This is a genomic window from Pseudomonas lundensis (assembly GCF_015377145.2).
GTDB lineage: Bacteria > Pseudomonadota > Gammaproteobacteria > Pseudomonadales > Pseudomonadaceae > Aquipseudomonas > Aquipseudomonas lundensis.
On record NZ_CP062158.2, the window covers coordinates 1,339,547 to 1,358,343 of the forward strand.

Annotated in this window: 18 protein-coding genes and 1 riboswitch; of the genes, 13 read left to right on the forward strand and 5 right to left on the reverse strand. The window is 59.8% G+C overall.

Annotated elements, in window-relative coordinates:
• Positions 1–88 precede the first annotated feature (88 nt).
• The 7 genes from IF654_RS06540 to IF654_RS06570 all read left to right on the forward strand — a co-directional run bounded on the left by IF654_RS06540 (position 89) and on the right by IF654_RS06570 (position 8,435).
• Positions 89–817 (forward strand): response regulator transcription factor, encoded by a 729-nt coding sequence (locus tag IF654_RS06540; RefSeq protein ID WP_070411627.1) that lies wholly within the window; start codon positions 89–91, stop codon positions 815–817.
• On the forward strand, positions 807–2,174 hold the full coding sequence (locus IF654_RS06545; protein ID WP_047277420.1) for a sensor histidine kinase: 1,368 nt from the start codon (positions 807–809) through the stop codon (positions 2,172–2,174). Before IF654_RS06540 ends, IF654_RS06545 begins: the two co-directional genes overlap by 11 nt.
• Positions 2,175–2,315: 141 nt before the next feature.
• Complete coding sequence (cysM, locus tag IF654_RS06550; RefSeq protein ID WP_047276407.1) at positions 2,316–3,218, forward strand: cysteine synthase CysM; 903 nt, start codon at positions 2,316–2,318, stop codon at positions 3,216–3,218.
• A complete protein-coding gene (rlmD, locus tag IF654_RS06555; protein ID WP_194862649.1) occupies positions 3,218–4,570 on the forward strand; it encodes a 23S rRNA (uracil(1939)-C(5))-methyltransferase RlmD in 1,353 nt (450 codons plus the stop codon). Before cysM ends, rlmD begins: the two co-directional genes overlap by 1 nt.
• 120 nt (positions 4,571–4,690) lie before the next feature.
• Entirely contained in the window at positions 4,691–6,943 is a 2,253-nt protein-coding gene (relA, locus tag IF654_RS06560) for a GTP diphosphokinase (RefSeq protein WP_047276403.1), read from the forward strand.
• 90 nt (positions 6,944–7,033) lie between these two features.
• On the forward strand, positions 7,034–7,867 hold the full coding sequence (gene mazG, locus IF654_RS06565) for a nucleoside triphosphate pyrophosphohydrolase (protein WP_047276401.1): 834 nt from the start codon (positions 7,034–7,036) through the stop codon (positions 7,865–7,867).
• A gap of 22 nt (positions 7,868–7,889) precedes the next feature.
• Positions 7,890–8,435 (forward strand): DUF2058 domain-containing protein, encoded by a 546-nt coding sequence (locus tag IF654_RS06570; RefSeq protein ID WP_047276399.1) that lies wholly within the window; start codon positions 7,890–7,892, stop codon positions 8,433–8,435.
• A gap of 75 nt (positions 8,436–8,510) precedes the next feature.
• Here the strand turns inward: IF654_RS06570 and IF654_RS06575 are convergent, their stop codons facing one another.
• The 4 genes from IF654_RS06575 to purM form a co-directional block, all read right to left on the reverse strand.
• Positions 8,511–8,693 carry a hypothetical protein gene (locus tag IF654_RS06575; protein ID WP_047276396.1) on the reverse strand — a complete coding sequence of 61 codons (183 nt, stop codon included), beginning with the start codon at positions 8,691–8,693 and terminating at the stop codon, positions 8,511–8,513.
• Between the two features lie 261 nt (positions 8,694–8,954).
• The gene (locus IF654_RS06580) at positions 8,955–9,668 is read right to left on the reverse strand and encodes a DUF3108 domain-containing protein (protein WP_194862648.1); all 714 of its coding nucleotides are present in this window, start codon (positions 9,666–9,668) and stop codon (positions 8,955–8,957) included.
• An 8-nt stretch (positions 9,669–9,676) separates the two neighbouring features.
• Positions 9,677–10,327 (reverse strand): phosphoribosylglycinamide formyltransferase, encoded by a 651-nt coding sequence (gene purN / locus IF654_RS06585; RefSeq protein ID WP_094988364.1) that lies wholly within the window; start codon positions 10,325–10,327, stop codon positions 9,677–9,679.
• Positions 10,327–11,385 carry a phosphoribosylformylglycinamidine cyclo-ligase gene (gene purM / locus IF654_RS06590; RefSeq protein ID WP_047276389.1) on the reverse strand — a complete coding sequence of 353 codons (1,059 nt, stop codon included), beginning with the start codon at positions 11,383–11,385 and terminating at the stop codon, positions 10,327–10,329. Before purM ends, purN begins: the two co-directional genes overlap by 1 nt.
• Positions 11,386–11,768: 383 nt before the next feature.
• On the opposite strand from purM, the gene IF654_RS06595 reads away from it, so the two are divergent.
• The 5 genes from IF654_RS06595 to IF654_RS06615 all read left to right on the forward strand — a co-directional run bounded on the left by IF654_RS06595 (position 11,769) and on the right by IF654_RS06615 (position 16,350).
• Complete coding sequence (locus IF654_RS06595; RefSeq protein WP_047276387.1) at positions 11,769–12,797, forward strand: DUF2066 domain-containing protein; 1,029 nt, start codon at positions 11,769–11,771, stop codon at positions 12,795–12,797.
• Positions 12,798–12,829: 32 nt separating this feature from the next.
• Positions 12,830–13,903, forward strand: a complete 1,074-nt coding sequence (locus tag IF654_RS06600) for an AI-2E family transporter (protein WP_047276385.1) — start codon at positions 12,830–12,832, stop codon at positions 13,901–13,903.
• Between the two features lie 225 nt (positions 13,904–14,128).
• Entirely contained in the window at positions 14,129–14,833 is a 705-nt protein-coding gene (gene hda, locus IF654_RS06605) for a DnaA regulatory inactivator Hda (RefSeq protein ID WP_047276383.1), read from the forward strand.
• A 210-nt stretch (positions 14,834–15,043) separates the two neighbouring features.
• A complete protein-coding gene (locus IF654_RS06610; RefSeq protein ID WP_047276380.1) occupies positions 15,044–15,667 on the forward strand; it encodes a C40 family peptidase in 624 nt (207 codons plus the stop codon).
• A gap of 143 nt (positions 15,668–15,810) precedes the next feature.
• On the forward strand, positions 15,811–16,350 hold the full coding sequence (locus tag IF654_RS06615) for a C40 family peptidase (protein WP_047276378.1): 540 nt from the start codon (positions 15,811–15,813) through the stop codon (positions 16,348–16,350).
• Positions 16,351–16,425: 75 nt separating this feature from the next.
• Here IF654_RS06615 and IF654_RS06620 read toward each other — a convergent pair whose 3' ends face one another.
• On the reverse strand, positions 16,426–17,733 hold the full coding sequence (locus IF654_RS06620) for a PQQ-dependent sugar dehydrogenase (RefSeq protein WP_047277401.1): 1,308 nt from the start codon (positions 17,731–17,733) through the stop codon (positions 16,426–16,428).
• Between the two features lie 124 nt (positions 17,734–17,857).
• A riboswitch (cobalamin riboswitch) is annotated at positions 17,858–18,100 on the forward strand.
• Between the two features lie 82 nt (positions 18,101–18,182).
• Between IF654_RS06620 and cobO the strand changes: the two genes are divergently transcribed.
• Complete coding sequence (cobO, locus tag IF654_RS06625) at positions 18,183–18,794, forward strand: cob(I)yrinic acid a,c-diamide adenosyltransferase (RefSeq protein WP_047276374.1); 612 nt, start codon at positions 18,183–18,185, stop codon at positions 18,792–18,794.
• The last annotated feature ends 3 nt before the right edge of the window (positions 18,795–18,797 follow it).

The window sequence follows — 18,797 nt, forward strand, 5'->3', positions numbered from 1 at the left end:
GCCATCAATCGACAACCATTGGCGTGGCGGTTGCCCGCGTCGGTTCAATCTTGAATAATCGCCGATTGAGAATGACTTGCAGACGCTAATGAATCCCGCCGTGAACAATCCCTACCGCCTGTTGGCCATCGAAGACGACCCCGTACTGGGCGCTTACCTGCAAGCGCAGTTGCAGCGCGCCGGGTTTGAGGTGCGCTGGTGCCAAAACGGTCAGGACGGTTTGAACCTGGCGCAACAGCAGCCCTTCGACGTGGTGTTGATGGACATTCTGCTGCCCGGCATGAATGGCTTGCAGGTGCTCACGCAACTGCGCCAGACCCATGCATTGCCCGTCATTCTGATGTCGGCCCTGGGCGCCGAAGCCGACCGCATCAACGGTTTTCAACTGGGCGCCGATGACTACCTGCCCAAACCGTTCAGCATGGCTGAACTGCAAGTGCGCATCGAGGCCATCCTGCGGCGGGTGGCGCTGGACCGCACGCCCCGTGCCAGTGCCGTGTCGCTGCCTGTCGACCAGGAAAGCGGGTTGGTCTTCGACGACGCCGCCAGCGACGTGCGCCATGGCGCGCAGTACGCGGGCCTGACCCGCAGCGAATTTCGCCTGCTCGACACCCTTTACCGCAATGCCGATGAAGTGTTGAGCAAGGCGTTTCTGTACCAGCACGTGCTGCAACGCGGCTACGCGCCCCACGATCGCAGCCTCGACATGCACATCAGCCAGATCCGCCGCAAGCTCAAGAGCATCGGTTATCACGCACGGGAAGTGCGCACGGTGTGGGGCAAGGGTTACGTGCTGAGTGCCAGCGATGCCTTATAAGGTCCCCGGCAAACACTCGGTGTTCTGGAAACTGGCCTGCCTGCTGGTCGCTTTTTGTTTGCTCATGATCTGGTTGAGCTGGTCGTGGGGCCGCTACATGGACAAACGCACCGGTTTTCTCTCCCATGAGGCCCGCAGCACGCTGATGCGTTACGCCGGTGAGGCAGAAACCGCTTGGGAGCAGGCAGGACAAGCGGGTGTCGATCAGTGGTTGCAGGCGCTGGGGCACGTCGAAAGCGGCTGGGTCGGCGTCATCGGTCAGGATTTGCAGTCGCTGAGCAGCTACCCGCTCAATGAACGTGAAAGCCAGCGCCTGACCTTCCTGCGCGGGGTGGACTGGCCCATCAGCCATTTGAAAAACGCCCGCCCGTGGATGAAAGTGCCGTTCCCGCGCGACTCGTCCATCGGTTATCTGGTCATTGAGCTGCCACAGCGCTTCATGCCGGGGTATTCGCAGTGGGTCTGGCGCATCATCACCAATGGCGTGATCCCTGGCCTGTTCACCTTACTCCTGTGTGTCGGCCTTTATCGCCTGCTGATCGTGCCACTCAATCAACTGCGCGAGCAGGCTCACGCCTGGCGCGCCGACCAATTGGGCGCGCGGGTGTCGAGCCAGACCACCAGCCGTCAGGATGAGTTGGGCGATCTGGGGCGCGCGTTCGATCAAATGTCGGAGCGCTTGCAAAGCACCGTCAGCCAACAGCAGCAGTTGCTGCGTGACTTGTCCCACGAGCTGCGTACGCCTTTAAGCCGTTTGCGCGTGGCCTGCGACAGCGAGCAGGGCGAAGCCGCGTTGCGCGAGCGATTGAGCCGCGAGGTCGATGGCATGCAGCGTCTGGTGGAAGACACCCTGCAACTGGCCTGGCTCGACGCCGAGCGCGGGCCGCTGCCGGTGGAAGCGATTCAGGTGCAGGCGCTGTGGGAAATGATCAGCGAAAACGCCCGCTTTGAAAGCGGCTGGCCCGAATCGCGTCTGCCGTGTTTTGTGGGCGCCGAGTGTTGGGTGCAAGGGCATCTCAACAGCTTGGCGCAAGCGCTGGAAAACATCCTGCGCAACGCCATTCGACATTCCCCGCCCGCCGGGGTCGTCAGTCTTAGCGGCCAGCGTGAAGGCGACCAGTGGCACTTATGGCTCGACGATCAGGGCGGCGGTGTGGCGCCGCACGAACTGGAGCGTATCTTTGCGCCGTTCACCCGACTCGATGGTTCGCGGCCCGGCGATGGCGGCTTTGGCCTGGGCTTGAGCATCGCGCGCAATGCCTTGCGGCTGCAGGGCGGCAGCCTGTGGGCGGAAAACACCTCTCAGGGGTTGCGGGTACACCTGCGATTGCCGTGCTATTTGCCCGCGCATCTGTAAACGGCTGCTCGACAGCGATGACACAGCCTTCGAGGGCCGGGCTTATAGCCTTTCGCCATAAGCTCCGCACTTTGCGTGATATGGCCAATTGGCGTTTGTCGGTATGATGTGCGACCCCGCAGTCCGGATTGCGAATACGCCATGACTTTGCAGTACCCCACTATCGCCGACTGCGTCGGCAACACGCCGCTGGTGCGCTTGCAGCGCCTGGCCGGCGACACCACCAATACGTTATTGCTCAAGCTCGAAGGGAATAACCCGGCGGGCTCGGTCAAAGACCGCCCGGCGCTGTCGATGATTGCCCGCGCCGAAGCGCGCGGTCAGATCCAGCCCGGCGACACCCTGATTGAAGCCACGTCCGGCAACACCGGCATCGCACTGGCCATGGCCGCTGCGATCAAAGGCTACAAGATGATCCTGATCATGCCTGACAACTCCAGTGCCGAGCGCAAGGCGGCCATGACCGCCTATGGCGCCGAGCTGATTCTGGTGTCCCAGGAAGAGGGCATGGAAGGCGCGCGCGATCTGGCCGACAAGCTGCAGGCTGAAGGTCGCGGCAAGGTGCTCGACCAGTTTGCCAACGGTGACAACCCCGAAGCGCACTACACCAGCACCGGCCCGGAGATCTGGCGTCAGACCCAGGGCAGCGTCACCCACTTTGTCAGCTCGATGGGCACCACCGGCACCATCATGGGCGTGTCGCGCTATTTGAAAGAACAAAACCCCAACGTCCAGATCATCGGCCTGCAGCCGATGGAAGGCGCCGCCATCCCGGGCATTCGCCGCTGGCCGACTGAGTACCTGCCAAAGATTTATCAGGCTGACCGGGTGGACCGGATCGTCGACATGGCCCAGCGCGAAGCTGAAGACGTGATGCGTCGACTGGCCCGCGAAGAAGGCATCTTCTGTGGCGTCTCTTCGGGCGGTGCAGTGGCCGCGATGCTGCGGTTGTCCCGGGAAGTGGAAAACGCGGTGATCGTCGCGATCATTTGTGACCGTGGCGACCGTTACTTGTCGACCGGCATTTACGATGCGCCGAACTGATGGCTAAGCAAGCAAGAGGCCTGCGGTTTCAGCCGGCTGGCGGCACCAAGGCCCCGCAAGTGCCCACGGGCAAAAAACAGCGTTTGCGCATCGAGCGTCTGGCCAATGATGGCCGCGGCATTGCCTTCCTTGACGGCCGGACCTGGTTTGTCAGCGGTGCGCTGGCCGGTGAAGACGTGGAGGCCAGGGTGCTGGGTGCCCACGGCAAAATCGTTGAGGCCCGCACCGAGCGCGTCTTTACAGCCAGTGAAGTGCGCCGCGTCGCCCCGTGTGCCCATGCCGGGCGCTGTGGTGGCTGCAGCGTGCAGCACCTGCCCCACGACGAGCAGCTTGCACTTAAACAGCGCATGCTGGCCGAGCAGTTGTCGCGGGTAGCGACTGTCGAACCTGAAGAGTGGGCCGCGCCGTTGACCGGGCCCGAGTTCGGCTACCGCCGCCGCGCCCGCATTGCGGTGCGTTGGGATGCGCGTGCCAAACAGCTGGAAGTCGGTTTCCGCGCGGCTGGCAGTCAGGACATTGTGGCCATCGATCACTGTTTGGTTCTGGTACAGGCTTTGCAACCTATCATGGCCGGGCTGCCCGCTCTGTTGCGTCAGTTGAGCAACCCGAGGGCGCTGGGCCATGTCGAGTTGTTCAGTGGGTCGGCGATTGCCGTGCTGCTGCGCCACATGGCGCCGCTCAGCGAAGCAGACATGCAGCTGTTGCAGGGGTTTTGCCTCACCCACGGTGCCCAATTGTGGTTGCATGGCGAAGGTGAACCGCAGCCTGTCGATTTGACTCAAACGTTGGGCTACCGTTTAGAGCAATGGAATTTGCAACTGGCCTATCGCCCCGGCGACTTTGTTCAGGTCAATGCAGGGGTCAACGAAGCCATGGTGGCTCAGGCGCTGGAATGGTTGGCGCCCCAAGCCGACGAGCGGGTTCTTGACTTGTTTTGCGGGCTGGGTAACTTCGCGTTGCCGCTGGCTAAACAGGTCCGCGAGGTGGTGGCGGTTGAGGGGGTTGCGACGATGGTCGAACGCGCTGCGCTAAACGCGGTCAGTAACAACCTGCATAATGCAGCGTTTTTTCAGGCCGATCTGTCGCAGCCGCTGGCGCAAGCAGCATGGGCCAAAGACGGTTTTTCTGCCGTGCTGCTGGACCCGCCCCGTGACGGCGCTTATGAAGTGGTATGCAAGCTGTCTGCCCTTGGGGCCAAACGCTTGGTGTATGTGTCGTGCAACCCGGCCACGCTGGCGCGCGATACGGTTGAACTGATGAAGCAGGGTTATCGGTTAAAACGTGCCGGAATCCTCGATATGTTTCCGCAAACCGCGCATGTCGAGGCAATGGCGTTATTTGAAGCAGACTAGGACGGTCTGTCTATTTCTACGGGCCCGCAGTTCCACGCGACTTGGCCCTGTGGCGTGGAATCGGGATTCGGGCCGGTGATTTCGGCGCACTGAATGTGCGCCGTAGGGAAGGTAAGCAAGATGGTACAGGTCAGAGCACACCAGCCGATCAACACCGACGGCAGTCTCAACCTCGACGCATGGCTTGATCATGCCGTGAGTGTGGATGTCGCGCTGGACCGTGAAGCCTTGAAAGAAGCCTGTGAGTTTGCACGCGAGGCCGAACAGCAAGCCAATGCCGCGAAAAACCTGTGGACCGAAGGCACGTCGAGCTTTCGCACCGGGCTTGAAATCGCTGAAATCCTCGCGGATTTGAAGCTGGATCAGGACTCGTTGGTCGCGGCGATTCTCTATCGCGGGGTACGTGAAGGCCAGATTCAACTGCCCGCCGTTACCCAGCGCTTCGGCCAGGTGGTGGCCAAGCTGATTGATGGCGTGCTGCGCATGGCCGCGATCAGCGCCAGCCTGAGCCCGCGCCAGTCGATGGTGTTGGGCACTCAGGGCCAGGTCGAGAACCTGCGCAAAATGCTGGTGGCCATGGTCGATGATGTGCGCGTCGCGCTTATCAAGCTGGCCGAGCGCACCTGCGCCATTCGCGCCGTCAAGAATGCCCCGGACGAAAAACGCAACCGCGTGGCCCGCGAGGTGTTCGATATTTATGCGCCCTTGGCGCACCGTCTCGGCATCGGTCATATCAAGTGGGAGCTGGAGGATTTGTCCTTCCGTTACCTTGAGCCTGAGCAGTACAAGCAGATCGCGACCTTGCTCCATGAGCGTCGTCTGGATCGCGAGCGTTTCATCTCCGATGTCATGAATCAGTTGCGTACGGAGCTGGAAGCCACCGGCGTTGACGCGGACATCAGCGGCCGGGCCAAACACATCTATTCCATTTGGCGCAAAATGCAGCGCAAGGGTCTGGCCTTCAGCCAGATCTATGACGTGCGAGCCGTGCGGGTGCTGGTGCCCGAGATGCGCGATTGCTACACCGCGCTGGGCATCGTCCATACGCTGTGGCGCCATATCCCGAAAGAATTCGACGATTACATCGCCAACCCGAAAGAGAACGGCTATCGCTCGCTGCACACCGCCGTGATCGGGCCGGAGGGCAAGGTACTTGAGGTGCAGATCCGCACCCACGCCATGCACGAAGAGGCCGAACTCGGGGTATGCGCGCACTGGCGGTACAAGGGCACTGACGTCAAGGCCGGGTCCAATCAGTACGAAGAGAAAATCTCGTGGCTGCGCCAAGTGCTGGAATGGCACGAAGAACTGGGCGATATCGGTGGTCTGGCCGAGCAACTGCGGGTCGATATCGAACCGGACCGGGTCTATATCTTCACCCCGGACGGGCACGCCATCGACTTGCCCAAAGGCGCGACACCGCTGGACTTCGCGTATCGGGTGCACACTGAAATCGGCCATAACTGCCGGGGCGCGAAGATCAACGGGCGGATTGTGCCGCTCAACTACAGCCTGCAAACCGGTGAGCAGGTCGAGATCATCACCAGCAAACATGGCACGCCGAGCCGTGACTGGCTGAACCCGAACCTGGGTTACATCACCACGTCGCGGGCCCGGGCCAAGATTGTGCATTGGTTCAAGTTGCAGGCGCGTGACCAGAACGTGGCCGCGGGTAAAACCCTGCTTGAGCGCGAACTCGGCCGTCTGGGCCTGCCTGCGGTGGATTACGAGAAGTTGGCCGACAAGGCCAACATGAAAACCGCCGAAGACATGTACGCGGCACTGGGCGCGGGTGACTTGCGTCTGGCGCAGTTGATCAACCTTGCGCAGCAAATGGTCGAGCCCGAACGCGGCAACGAGCAGATGGAGCTGATCCCGCGCAAGGCCACCGGCTACAAACCGGGCAAGCGCGGCGACATCCAGATCGAAGGCGTGGGTAACCTGCTCACACAAATGGCCGGTTGCTGCCAGCCGCTGCCGGGCGATGCCATCGTCGGTTACATCACCCAGGGGCGTGGCGTGAGCATTCACCGTCAGGATTGCGCCTCGGTGCTGCAACTGGGCAGCCGCGAGCCTGAGCGGATGATTCAGGTCAACTGGGGGCCGATCCCGGTTTCCACCTACCCGGTGGATATCGAGATTCGGGCGTACGACCGTTCCGGGCTGCTGCGTGACGTGTCGCAAGTGCTGCTCAACGAGCGGATCAACGTATTGGCGGTCAACACCCGCTCGAACAAAGAGGACAACACCGCGCTGATGTCCTTGACCATCGAGATTCCGGGGCTCGATTCGTTGGGGCGTCTGCTGGGCAAAATCTCGCAACTGCCGAACATCATTGAAACCCGGCGTATCGGGCGCAGTGAGCCGCGATAAGGGCCGAGCTACCCCGCCTTCAGTCAGTGGAGACGGGTAAGCAGCCTCGCGTGCGGTCCTGCTCATAGCGTTTTGTAGAAGAGATCCGTGATGTACAACCTCGACGATTTGCTCCACCTCATGGCCCGGCTGCGTGACCCGCAGTTCGGTTGCCCGTGGGACATCAAGCAAACCTGGACCTCCCTCGTGCCTTACACCCTTGAGGAAGCGTATGAAGTCGCTGATGCCATCGAGCAGGGCGACTTTGAGCACGTACAGGGCGAGTTGGGTGACTTGTTGTTTCAGGTGGTTTATTACAGCCAGTTGGCCCGTGAAGAAGGCCGCTTTGAATTTGCCGGGGTGATCGACAGCATCACCCGCAAGCTCATCCGCCGCCATCCCCATGTGTTCCCGACGGGCGATCTGTACGCGCCGCTGGACGTGCCGCGCCTGAGCGAAGAACAGGTCAAGCAGCGTTGGGATGAAATCAAGGCGCAAGAACGGGCTGAAAAAGCCTCGGTGCCGCTCCAGCTATCGTTGCTCGATGACGTGCCCGTGGCATTACCCGCCCTCTCGCGGGCCGCCAAGTTGCAGAAGCGCGCCGCGCAGGTCGGCTTTGACTGGCCTGCGGCCTTGCCGGTGCTGGACAAGGTGCGCGAAGAACTGGATGAAGTGCTGCAGGCCATGGCGGACAACGACTCGGCGGCCATCCATGACGAGATCGGCGACCTGTTGTTTAGCGTGGTGAATCTGGCGCGTCACCTCAAAGTCGACCCAGAAACCGCCTTGCGCGGTGCAAATGCCAAATTTGACAGGCGTTTCCGGTTTATCGAGCAGGCATTGCGCGATACCCTGCGACCCATTGAAGATTGCACCCTTGAAGACCTGGACGCCCTCTGGGGTGAAGCCAAGCGCCAGGAAAAGAATTTACCCAGCTGCGGCTGAGTTTGCCTAAGTGAGTAAGTAGATGAGCATTTCCCTACGCGACCAGTTGCTCAAAGCCGGACTGGTTAACGAGAAGCAGGCCAAACAGGCCGGTAAAGAAAAGCAGAAGCAGCAGCGTCTGGCCCATAAAGGCCAGATCGAGCTCGATGACACTCAGCAGCGCCTGGCGGCCGAAGCCAAGGCCGAGAAGATCAAGCGCGACCAGGAGCTGAACCGTCAGCAGCAGGAGAAGGCCGAACAAAAGGCCCGCGCCGCTCAAATCAAGCAATTGATTGAAGTCTCGCGCCTGCCCAAGCTCAGCACTGAGGACTACTACAACTTCGTTGACGACAAGAAGGTCAAGCGCCTGTCGGTCAACACGCTGATGCGTAATAAGCTGGCCAATGGTTCGCTGGCGATCGTGCAGCACCAGGGGGGTTACGAAGTCATCCCGCGCGAAGCCGCTCTGAAGATTCAGGAACGCGACCCGCGCCGGATCGTGCAGCTGAACATTCTGGTTGAGCCTAAAACACCTGAAGAAGACGATCCGTACGCGGCGTACCAGATTCCGGATGACCTGATGTGGTAAACACGTATTCATGACGGTCAAAACAAACCCCGCTTCGGCGGGGTTTGTTGTTTTCAAGACAGTTATTTCAATGCTTCAGGTCCGGCGCTTTTGCGCTTCCAGCTTTTCCAGCTCGGCCTTGTAGTCATTGGCGTCGCTTTCGCGGTGAAACATACCGACCAAGACGTCTTGTTGGTGAACATCCCACAGGTGAACACCGTGGGCCACGAGTTGGTGAAATATACGCGAATCGTCGCGCTCAGTTACTTTGATAGTCATCTGCTTGCTCCAAATTCTGATGGGGGATGCGGCAAGTCGTCGCAGGTCTTATTTATAGGGTTTGTTAGCTAGCTAAGTAAATGGCTAGCGGGTGTGCTGTCATGTGTCGGAATAACAAAAAAACCTTGCAGCCCTTGTATTACGGGGTGTTTGCGTCATTAGCGGAAAGTTTTATGACAAAAGTTTCATCTTCGCCGGGGTTTCAAAGTCGAAAAAAAACCTCGCCGGAGCGAGGTTTTAGTCGGTGCTGTCAGTCGCGGATCATTTGCCTTTGACTGTCTTGCCGTCCACCGTGCCGTCGAGCAGCATGATGTTGTATTCCTTGCCGTCTTTTTCAACCTGGCGCAAGGCAACCAGCAAACCATCCCACTGTTTGGCGAACCACATCTCGGTGATGCGCTTGTTCTGGGCCGGGTCGCGGACGCGCTCGACTTTGATGGCGTTGATTTTGCCGGCCTTGGTGCTGACCACTTCAGGGCCGATGACGCGGAAGTCGTAAGTGTCCACTTCGTCACCATCAACCACTTGGTAGCTCATCGACTTTTTGCCGGCCAGGACGTCGCGCTGCAGGGCCAGTTGATAGGTCGACTTGTCGAGCATGCCGGTTAGCAGTTTTACCGTCACGGGCGTCTTGTTGTCGGTGCCGGTAACCGTCATGTCCTTCCAGTTGAAGTTCAGGTCGATGTTTTTGGCTTTACCCAGGCCACCCCGTTCGAAGTGATAGCTCAGAGGCACTGGCTGGTCTTTTTCCAGCTTGAGTGTGCTTACTTCGTTCAGGCTCGCGATCAGCATCGAGGCCTTGAAGTTCAAGGTCCAGACGTTGTCTGCGCCTTTGGTCAGGCTGCGTTCTGCGGAGCCGCTCATCGGCAACTGTTTCCAGTCGGCGGTGTAGCTGGCCTTGAAAGGCTGAAGATCGGCCGCTTGCACTGCTGGGATGGCTAGCAGGCTAAGGGCAAGGAGCAGGGCACGACGCATAAAATCTCCTAGATTTGTATCTGGTGGCCGCTGGCCGGGAGTAATTGACCGTCCAATAATGCACCTTGTTCGTCGAGAGACAAGCGACCCTCGGCAAACCAGCGCACTGCAAGCGGGTAGATCCGGTGTTCCTGGGCATGCACCCGTTGCGCCAGACTGCTTGGCGTGTCTTCAGACTCGACCGGTATCACTGCCTGTACGACCAGGGGGCCGCCATCGAGTTCCTCGGTCACGAAGTGCACGCTGCAACCGTGCTCACGATCTTGCGCTTCCAGTGCGCGCTGATGCGTGTGCAGGCCTTTGTATTTGGGCAGTAAAGACGGGTGGATATTCAGCAGGCGCCCCTGATAGTGGCGCACGAAGTCAGCGCTGAGTATGCGCATGAAGCCGGCCAGTACCACCAGGTGCGGATTGAAAGTGTCGATGATTTCGATCAGTGCAGCATCGAAGGCCTCGCGGCCTTCGAATGCTGTGTGATCCAGTACACGGGTGTCGATCCCCGCGTTCTTGGCGCGTTGCAGGCCCGGGGCGTCGGTGCGGTTGGAAATCACCGCGCGCAGGGTGGCCGGGCTTGCCTTGACGTCATCGCTGTCGATCAAGGCCTGCAAGTTGCTGCCGGTGCCGGAAAGCAGCACCACTACATCACAGGTGTCAGGCATCAGTGCGCCTTGAGGTTTTGCAGCTCGACTTGCGCAGCGCCTTCGGCGGCGGTTGCGATCTGGCCGATGACCCAAGGCTGTTCACCGGCTTCACGCAGCACGTTCAGGGCGGTTTCTACGTCAGCCTGGGCCACGCAGATCACCATGCCGACGCCGCAGTTCAGGACGCGGTGCATTTCTGTTTCGGCCACGTTGCCCTGTTCCTGCAACCAGTCGAATACCGCAGGACGCTGCCAGCTGGCCACGTCCACCACGGCTTGGGCCCCTTTAGGCAGCACGCGCGGAATGTTGTCCAGCAGGCCGCCGCCGGTGATGTGCGCCATGGCCTTGACCACGCCGGTTTCCTTGATCAGCTTGAGCAGCGGCTTGACGTAGATGCGCGTCGGAGCCATCAGCAGGTCGGTCAGCGGCTTGCCGTCGAGCTGGATGTTTTCGATGTCTGCACCGGACACTTCGATGATCTTGCGGATCAGCGAGTAACCGTTGGAGTGCGGGCCTGAAGACGGCAGGGCGAGCAGGGCGTCACCGGCAGCCACTTTAGAGCCGTCGATGATTTCGGATTTTTCGACCACGCCGACGCAGAAACCTGCCAGGTCGTAGTCTTCGCCTTCGTACATGCCCGGCATTTCAGCGGTTTCGCCGCCTACCAGCGAGCAGCCGGACAGTTCGCAACCTGCGCCGATACCGGTCACCACCTGGGTCGCGGTCTCAACGTTGAGTTTGCCGGTGGCGTAGTAGTCGAGGAAGAACAGTGGCTCGGCGCCGCAGACGATCAGGTCGTTCACGCACATGGCCACCAGGTCGATGCCGATGCTGTCGTGCTTGTTCAGGTTCAGGGCCAGACGCAGCTTGGTGCCCACACCGTCGGTGCCGGAGACCAGAACAGGCTGCTTGTAACCGGCAGGAATTTCGCAGAGGGCGCCAAAACCGCCGAGGCCGCCCATCACTTCCGGGCGTGCAGTGCGCTTGGCCACGCTCTTGATGCGTTCGACCAATGCTTCACCGGCGTCGATGTCTACACCGGCGTCTTTGTAGCTCAGGGATGGTTGCTTGCTCATAATCCAGGCCTTTAGGGGGGATTCGGGGAGGTCGACCGATCTCAGAGGGCCCGCTGGCAAGTGCTCATCGCTGTGAATGAAACATTTGCCGGGTGCCCGGCTGTCGCCGGTCTGCGAAGGCGCGCGATTTTATCAGGCTTGAAGGGCAGCGGCCATCCTCGGGCCGACGGGCAGGGTTATATAGCGCGAAAAAAAACCTTATTTAGTCTTACTGGCCGCTGCGGGCAGGCCTGTATAAGGTATACGGGTTCACTTTTGATTTTTTATGACCGGGTGAAAACGCTGCCGTCGCGCTGAATGATTTGGCTTGCGCCCTGTCTGAAGCCTGTGCAGTGGGTTTATCGGGTCTTTCAAGACTGCTTTTTTGTCGTCAGGAATATTTCATGCGTTTTCATCATCTTTTAGCCGCGGGCTGTTTGTCCTTTTTCAGCCTGGCGAGTCATGCCGAAATTCTGACCAATTTGTATCAAGTGCGTGAGCCGGTGAGCAGTCAGTCGCCTGAAGAGCGCACGCAAGCCACGCAAAAAGCATTGCAAACACTGGTCATCCGCCTGACCGGCGATGCCAAGGCGCTGCAAAACCCCGCTCTTGAGCCGGTGCGCAAGGACCCGCAGCAGATCATTCGTCAGTACGGGTATGACGCCGGGCCGCCCGAAAGCCTGCAGGTGGACTTCGATCCTGTGAGCACCGAGCGCGCGTTGCGTCAGGCGGGCCTGTCGTTGTGGGGCAGCAACCGTCCGGCGTTGCTGGGTTGGTGGCTGGCCGACTCGGTGGAAGGTTCAAGCCTGGTCGGTGACGGGCAGTCGGCGGCCGAACCGCTGCGCCGTGCAGCGCAACACCGGGGGCTGCCATTGCGCTTGCCGTTGGCGGACTTGAGCGAACAACTGGTTGGCACGGTCGACAATATTGAAGGCGCCAACCCTGCGCCGTTGCGTGAAGCGTCCGAGCGGTACGGTGCCGATGCGTTGCTGGCGGTGCATGCCCGAGAAGAGGGCGGCCAGTGGCAAGCCAAATGGCGGATGTGGCTGGGCGATCAGCAGGAGCAGGGCAGTGCGCAGGCGGCCGATCAGGCAGCGTTGGCCGATGCGGTGATGCTGGCCGTGAGTGAGCGTCTGGCGCCGCGTTATGTGGTCAAACCGGGCATCTCCACAGAGCAGTTGCTGGAGGTCCACGGCATGACCCTTGAGCGTTATGCCTCGCTGGGGCGTTTGCTTGAGCCGTTTGGCGGGCAGCTTGTGCGAATAGACGGCGACCGTAGCGTGTATCAGGTCAATGGCAGTGCCGAGCAGTTGCGTGCTCAACTGGGGCTGGCGCATTTGCAGGAAATCCCGGCGAGTGAGGGCGCGCCGGTGACTGAGGCGGGTCAGACGCCCGCCGCTACGCCCGCCGCACAGCTACGCTTTCGCTGGTAGGTTTTTTCTTCTTTATAAAGGATGGACGCTTGATGACGGATTCGCGGCGATGGGTATGGTGGGGCGTGGCGCTGGTGTTTGCCCTGTTTGTGTATTTCTTGCATCCGATACTCACGCCGTTTCTGGTCGCTATCGTTCTGGCGTACATGTTCGATCCCGTGGTGGACCGTCTGGAGAGGCTCGGCTTGTCCAGAACCTGGGGGGTTGTGACCGTGTTTACGCTGTTCACCGTGATTGTGACGGCGCTGGTGCTGGTGTTGGTGCCGTTGCTGGCCAAGCAGTTGATGAAACTGTACCAACTGGCGCCACAAGTGCTGGACTGGTTGCAACATACGGCGATGCCGTGGGCGCAAAGCAAATTCGGCCTGAGCGACGGCTTCTGGAAGTTCGACAAGATCAAGGCGGCGATCACTGAGCATATGGGGGAGGCGTCCGATGTCGTCGGGGTGGTGCTGTCGCAGGCCACGGCGTCGAGCCTGGCACTGATCGGGTTTTTGGCCAACCTGGTATTGATCCCGGTGGTGGCTTTTTACCTGTTGCGTGACTGGGACATCATGCTGGCCAAGATCCGGGGCTTGCTGCCGCGTGACCGTGAAGAGCAAATCGTTTCGCTGGCCAAAGAGTGTCATGACGTGCTCGGTGCGTTTGTCCGTGGGCAGTTGCTGGTGATGCTCGCGCTCGGGGTGATTTATTCCGCGGGGCTGATGCTGGTCGGGCTTGAACTGGGCCTGCTGATTGGTTTGATGGCGGGCATTGCGGCCATCGTGCCGTACATGGGGTTCATCATCGGCATTGGGGCGGCATTGATTGCCGGGCTCTTCCAGTTTGGCGGTGACCTGTACCCGATGCTCGGAATCGTCGCAGTGTTTATGGTGGGGCAGGCGCTGGAAGGTACGGTGCTCACGCCATTGCTGGTAGGTGACAAAATCGGCATGCACCCGGTAGCGGTGATCTTTGCGATTTTGGCCGGGGGTGAACTGTTCGGTTTTACCGGGGTGCTGCTGGCCTTGCCGGTGGCCGCCGTGATCATGGTGCTGGTTCGCCATGTGCAGGACATGTACAAGGAGTCGCACGTGTATAAAGGTGAAGAAGACCCCGAGTTGTAGGTCTTCTTATGTTGAAAAAGGCAGGCCGCTGGTTTCGCGGGCCTGCCTTTTTTATGGCGCGGCTTGAGCTTGAGCGTTGGCAAAAACTCAAATAATCCAAGGCCTTAACGCAAACCTTTGATTTTGCTCGTGGTCTGTTACATTGTGCGCCCGGCTACAACGGGTATAAACTTTGCAAACTTTACACAGAGGCCACTAACGGTTCGTTTGAACTGTTCAGTCAGCATGAAACCGATTCAGCTGCCCCTAGGTGTGCGTCTGCGTGATGACGCTACCTTCATAAACTACTATCCAGGCGCCAATGCCGCTGCACTCGGCTATGTCGAGCGTCTATGCGAAGCCGACGCCGGCTGGACAGAAAGTCTGATCTACCTTTGGGGCAAGCATGGCGTCGGGCGTACGCACCTGTTGCAGGCAGCCTGCCTGCGTTTTGAACAGATGGGTGAGCCCGCTGTGTACCTGCCGTTGGGCGAGCTGATGGATCGCGGCATCGAAATCCTCGATAACCTCGAACAGTACGAGCTGGTGTGTCTGGATGACCTTCAGGCCGTCGCCGGACGCGCGGACTGGGAAGAAGCGCTGTTCCACCTGTTCAACCGTTTGCGCGACAGCGGGCGACGGCTGTTGATCGCGGCCTCGGCATCACCGCGAGAATTGCCGATCAAGCTGGCTGACCTCAAATCCCGCCTGACACTCGCGTTGATCTTCCAGATGCGACCGCTGTCTGACGAAGACAAGCTGCGAGCCTTGCAGTTGCGCGCCTCGCGCCGTGGCCTGCACCTGACCGACGAAGTCGGGCACTTCATCCTCACCCGTGGTACCCGCAGCATGAGCGCGCTGTTTGATCTGCTGGAGCAGCTCGATCAGGCGTCTTTGCAAGCCCAGCGCAAGCTGACCATCCCTTTTCTGAAAGAAACTTTGGGCTGGTAATCCCTCGTTTTATAGCCGGTCTGGCAAATGGCAGGCGCCAGAAAAACCGCGCGCCAGCAGGGTGGCGAACGCAGATTCTATCGTCAGGGGTGTAAAACCTTAGATGTCATGAGAAAACTGCCGAGTCACATTTAGATCGATTGAATTTGCAAATGAGGATCATAGTTGGCATAGTCGCGGCTACTTTTCCTACAAGCCACGGTCGTGCCCATGCTAAATCGCTTCGCACCCCTCGTGCCCCTCGCACTCGTTACCCTGTTATTTGGTTGCGCTGCGCACTCGCCAGTGTCTCAGCAAGTAGTCGACCGGCAGGTTCAAAAGTCATCTGTGTCCCAGGATTCCGCTCTTTATCAGGAAGAACTGGCGACCGAAAAAGAACTGGCTCAATTCTCCGAAAACAGCAAGCCTTATGAGCTGCCAGCATTGGCGGACAGCATTCTTGAGCGCGGCATGTCCTTGATCGGTACCCGTTACCGTTTTGGCGGCACCTCGGAAGCAGGCTTCGACTGCAGCGGTTTCATCGGTTATCTGTTCCGCGAAGAAGCTGGCATGCAATTGCCGCGTTCCACGCGCGAAATGATCAACGTTGATGCGCCGCTGGTGGCGCGTAACAAGCTCAAGCCGGGTGACCTGCTGTTCTTCAGCACCAACGGTCGCGGGCGTGTCAGCCATGCCGGGATCTACTTGGGGGACGACCAGTTCATCCACTCCAGCAGCCGTCGCAGTGGCGGGGTGCGTATCGACAAGTTGGGCGATACCTACTGGAGCAAAACCTTCATTGAAGCCAAGCGCGCACTGGCCATGGCGCCAACGAGCGTCATAGCCCGCAAGTAAAGTTAAAGCTTCACTTGAAGTTTGGCCTCTAAGGGCTAGAATTCAGTCGCATTGTTAAATTCCTGAGCCGCGAAGGTAGTGCCTGTCGCGGTTTCAGGTTTCGCGGCCGAGTTGCCGTATCCAGAATCAGGAACGTTCTGTTTATGTCAATCATGGCCCGCCTCTCAGTTTTGACTCTAGCAGCCCTGCTCAGTGCTTGCGCCAGCAACCCGCCGCCCGCCCCCGTGGCCAAAAAGCCGGTGGTATTTGCCAACCCCTCTGATGACTTCTCGCCCGTCGCCGCCGATGTGTTGTTCCGTGCGCTGGGGCTGGTGGGCACGCCTTATCGGTGGGGCGGTAATACCCCGGACTCGGGCTTTGATTGCAGTGGTCTGATCAAGTACGTCTATAACGATGCCGCTGGCATTTCGTTGCCGCGCTCGACCCGCGAGATGATCGTGATGAGTGCGCCGAATGTGGGTAAAGACAAGCTGCAAACCGGCGACCTGCTGTTCTTCGCCACCAGTGGCGGGACGCAGGTCAGTCATGCGGGGATTTACGTGGGAGAAGGGCGCTTCGTTCATGCGCCGGCCACGGGCGGTACGGTCAAGCTCGACAGCCTGTCCAAAGCCTACTGGCAAAAAGCCTATCTGAATGCCAAGCGTGTACTGCCTACCGAGCAGCACCTGGCCCGCAATCCATAAGCGGCACTGTTGAATAAAAGAGAGGCTGTGATTGCACAGCCTCTCTTTTTTTTATCGGGGCAACCAGAAAGCCCCTTACTTGGCTGACACGCGCCAGACTTTGTTGCCGACATCATCGGCCACCAGCAGATCACCCTGTTTGTCGATCACCACGCCCACCGGCCGGCCCATCGCTTTTTCATCCGCGTTGAGGAACCCGGTCAAGACATCCATCGGCATGCCGGTTGGTTTGCCATCCGCGAACGGCACGAAAATCACTTTGTAACCGCTGTGGGGTTTGCGATTCCAAGAGCCATGCTGGCCGATAAACGCTCCTTCGGTGAAGTTTGGCAACTTGCTGCCATCGGCAAAACTCAACCCCAATGACGCGGTGTGCGGGCCGACGGCAAAGTCGGGGGCAATGGCCTTGGCCACCAATTCTGGGTTTTGCGGGTCGACCCTGACGTCGACGTGTTGGCCGTAATAGCTGTAGGGCCAGCCATAGAAACCGCCGTCTTTAACCGAAGTGATGTAGTCCGGTACAAGGTCGCTGCCGATCTCGTCGCGTTCATTAACGGCGGTCCAGAGCTTGCCGGTGGCCGGTTCCCAGTCCATGCCATTGGGGTTGCGCAAGCCCGACGCGAAAATCCGGTGGCTGCCGGTGGCCGGGTCTACTTCCCAGATCGCCGCGCGGCCTTCCTCTTTATCCATGCCGTTCTCGCCCACGTTGCTGTTGGAGCCAACGGTCACGTAGAGCTTTTTGCCATCGGGGCTGGCAATCACGTTTTTGGTCCAGTGATGGTTCAGCGGGCCGCCCGGCAGATCGACCACTTTGGTCGGCTGGGCGCTGATGCTGTCGGCACCGGCCTGATAGGGGAAGCGCAGTAGCTTGTCCGAGTCGGCCACATACAGATCGTTGCCGACCAGCGCCATGCCGAACGGCGAATTCAGGTTCTGCAAAAACACGCTGCGGGTTTCAGCGATGCCGTCGTGATTGGCATCGCGCAACAGGGTGATCCGGTTCGCACTTGGCACGCCCGCGCCCGCTTTGCCCATGACCTTTTCCATCACCCAGCCGCGAATCCCCTTGCTGTCGTCCGGTTTGGGCGGGGCATTGGTTTCTGCCACCAGCACATCACCGTTGGGCAGCACATACAGCCAGCGCGGGTGGTCGAGGTCCTCGGCGAAGGCGCTGACCTGCAACCCTTCGGCGGCAATCGGCTTGGCGCCCTGAGACCATCCCACGGCGGGTGCGATATTGACCGTCGGAATCAGCGTCTTGTTGGGCTCAGGCAGCTTGGGCGAGGGGCCGGTGCCATCCGCCACTTGCAAGGTCGAACTCTCACCACAGGCGGCTAACCCTGCTGCAAGTACGATGACAACAGCGTGCTGGCGCTTAAGCATGTGAATCTCCATGAGTGGGGTGTAAGTGATAGAGAAGCCTAGTCGTGCAAAGGTTCAGGGCAATGCCGTTTTGAAGTGCAGGTCAGCGCTTCCTTTAATTGACGCTCCACCCCCAACCCTCTAACCTTCGCCGCTTGTTTCAGGTGCTCTGCAGCCATGGGCTGGCAGGGTGAAACAGGGAAGCCGGTGAGGGGCAGGGCGCAGTGCGCCAGGTTCACGATTCCGGCGCTGCCCCCGCAACGGTAAATGAGTCAACACCGCGCTGAGTGCCACTGTGTCTGTACACGGGAAGGCGCGCGGTCAGGGTTGCTGCCAGGCAGGCGGCCCGCTCATGAGCCCGGAGACCGGCCTGATCCATCCAGCACCTCGCGGCGGGCGACGGTGTGTCGCTGTTGTTAAATCTCCCCCCGCCTCCCGTTTGCTTTTTTCAGCCCCAACGGAGAGCTGCCATGAATGAATCCCCCGAACGCGACGAACGTCATCAGGCGCGCATGCTGCGCAAAAAAGCCGTCATGGACGAGCGCATCGCCAGCGCACCCAATGAATGTGGTCTGCTGCTGGTCTTGACCGGCAATGGCAAAGGCAAGAGCAGCTCGGCTTTCGGCATGCTGGCCCGCGCCATGGGCCACGGCATGCAGTGCGGCGTGGTGCAGTTCATCAAGGGCCGCAACAGCACCGGTGAAGAGCGCTTCTTCCGCCGCTTTCCGGAGCAAGTGCGCTATCACGTGATGGGCGAGGGCTTCACCTGGGAAACCCAGGACCGCCAGCGCGACATCGCGGCGGCCGAGGCTGCCTGGGAAGTGTCCCGCGACATGCTGCGCGATCCGTCCATCGGGCTGGTGGTGCTCGATGAGCTGAACATTGCGCTCAAGCACGGCTACCTCGACCTGGATCAGGTGCTGACAGACCTGCAAGCCCGCCCGCCGATGCAGCATGTGCTGGTCACCGGGCGCGGTGCAAAACCTGAACTGATTGACCTGGCCGACACCGTGACGGAAATGAACGTAGTCAAACACGCGTTCCAGGCCGGTATCAAAGCCCAGAAAGGCATCGAATTGTGAGTG

Bases quoted from the DNA above. Each gene is read 5' to 3' on its own strand.
- IF654_RS06540 (WP_070411627.1), top strand. From the start codon at position 89: ATGAATCCCGCCGTGAACAATCCCTACCGCCTGTTGGCCATCGAAGAC.
- IF654_RS06545 (WP_047277420.1), top strand. From the start codon at position 807: ATGCCTTATAAGGTCCCCGGCAAACACTCGGTGTTCTGGAAACTGGCC.
- cysM (WP_047276407.1), top strand. From the start codon at position 2,316: ATGACTTTGCAGTACCCCACTATCGCCGACTGCGTCGGCAACACGCCG.
- rlmD (WP_194862649.1), top strand. From the start codon at position 3,218: ATGGCTAAGCAAGCAAGAGGCCTGCGGTTTCAGCCGGCTGGCGGCACC.
- relA (WP_047276403.1), top strand. From the start codon at position 4,691: ATGGTACAGGTCAGAGCACACCAGCCGATCAACACCGACGGCAGTCTC.
- mazG (WP_047276401.1), top strand. From the start codon at position 7,034: ATGTACAACCTCGACGATTTGCTCCACCTCATGGCCCGGCTGCGTGAC.
- IF654_RS06570 (WP_047276399.1), top strand. From the start codon at position 7,890: ATGAGCATTTCCCTACGCGACCAGTTGCTCAAAGCCGGACTGGTTAAC.
- IF654_RS06575 (WP_047276396.1), bottom strand. From the start codon at position 8,693: ATGACTATCAAAGTAACTGAGCGCGACGATTCGCGTATATTTCACCAA.
- IF654_RS06580 (WP_194862648.1), bottom strand. From the start codon at position 9,668: ATGCGTCGTGCCCTGCTCCTTGCCCTTAGCCTGCTAGCCATCCCAGCA.
- purN (WP_094988364.1), bottom strand. From the start codon at position 10,327: ATGCCTGACACCTGTGATGTAGTGGTGCTGCTTTCCGGCACCGGCAGC.
- purM (WP_047276389.1), bottom strand. From the start codon at position 11,385: ATGAGCAAGCAACCATCCCTGAGCTACAAAGACGCCGGTGTAGACATC.
- IF654_RS06595 (WP_047276387.1), top strand. From the start codon at position 11,769: ATGCGTTTTCATCATCTTTTAGCCGCGGGCTGTTTGTCCTTTTTCAGC.
- IF654_RS06600 (WP_047276385.1), top strand. From the start codon at position 12,830: ATGACGGATTCGCGGCGATGGGTATGGTGGGGCGTGGCGCTGGTGTTT.
- hda (WP_047276383.1), top strand. From the start codon at position 14,129: ATGAAACCGATTCAGCTGCCCCTAGGTGTGCGTCTGCGTGATGACGCT.
- IF654_RS06610 (WP_047276380.1), top strand. From the start codon at position 15,044: ATGCTAAATCGCTTCGCACCCCTCGTGCCCCTCGCACTCGTTACCCTG.
- IF654_RS06615 (WP_047276378.1), top strand. From the start codon at position 15,811: ATGTCAATCATGGCCCGCCTCTCAGTTTTGACTCTAGCAGCCCTGCTC.
- IF654_RS06620 (WP_047277401.1), bottom strand. From the start codon at position 17,733: ATGCTTAAGCGCCAGCACGCTGTTGTCATCGTACTTGCAGCAGGGTTA.
- cobO (WP_047276374.1), top strand. From the start codon at position 18,183: ATGAATGAATCCCCCGAACGCGACGAACGTCATCAGGCGCGCATGCTG.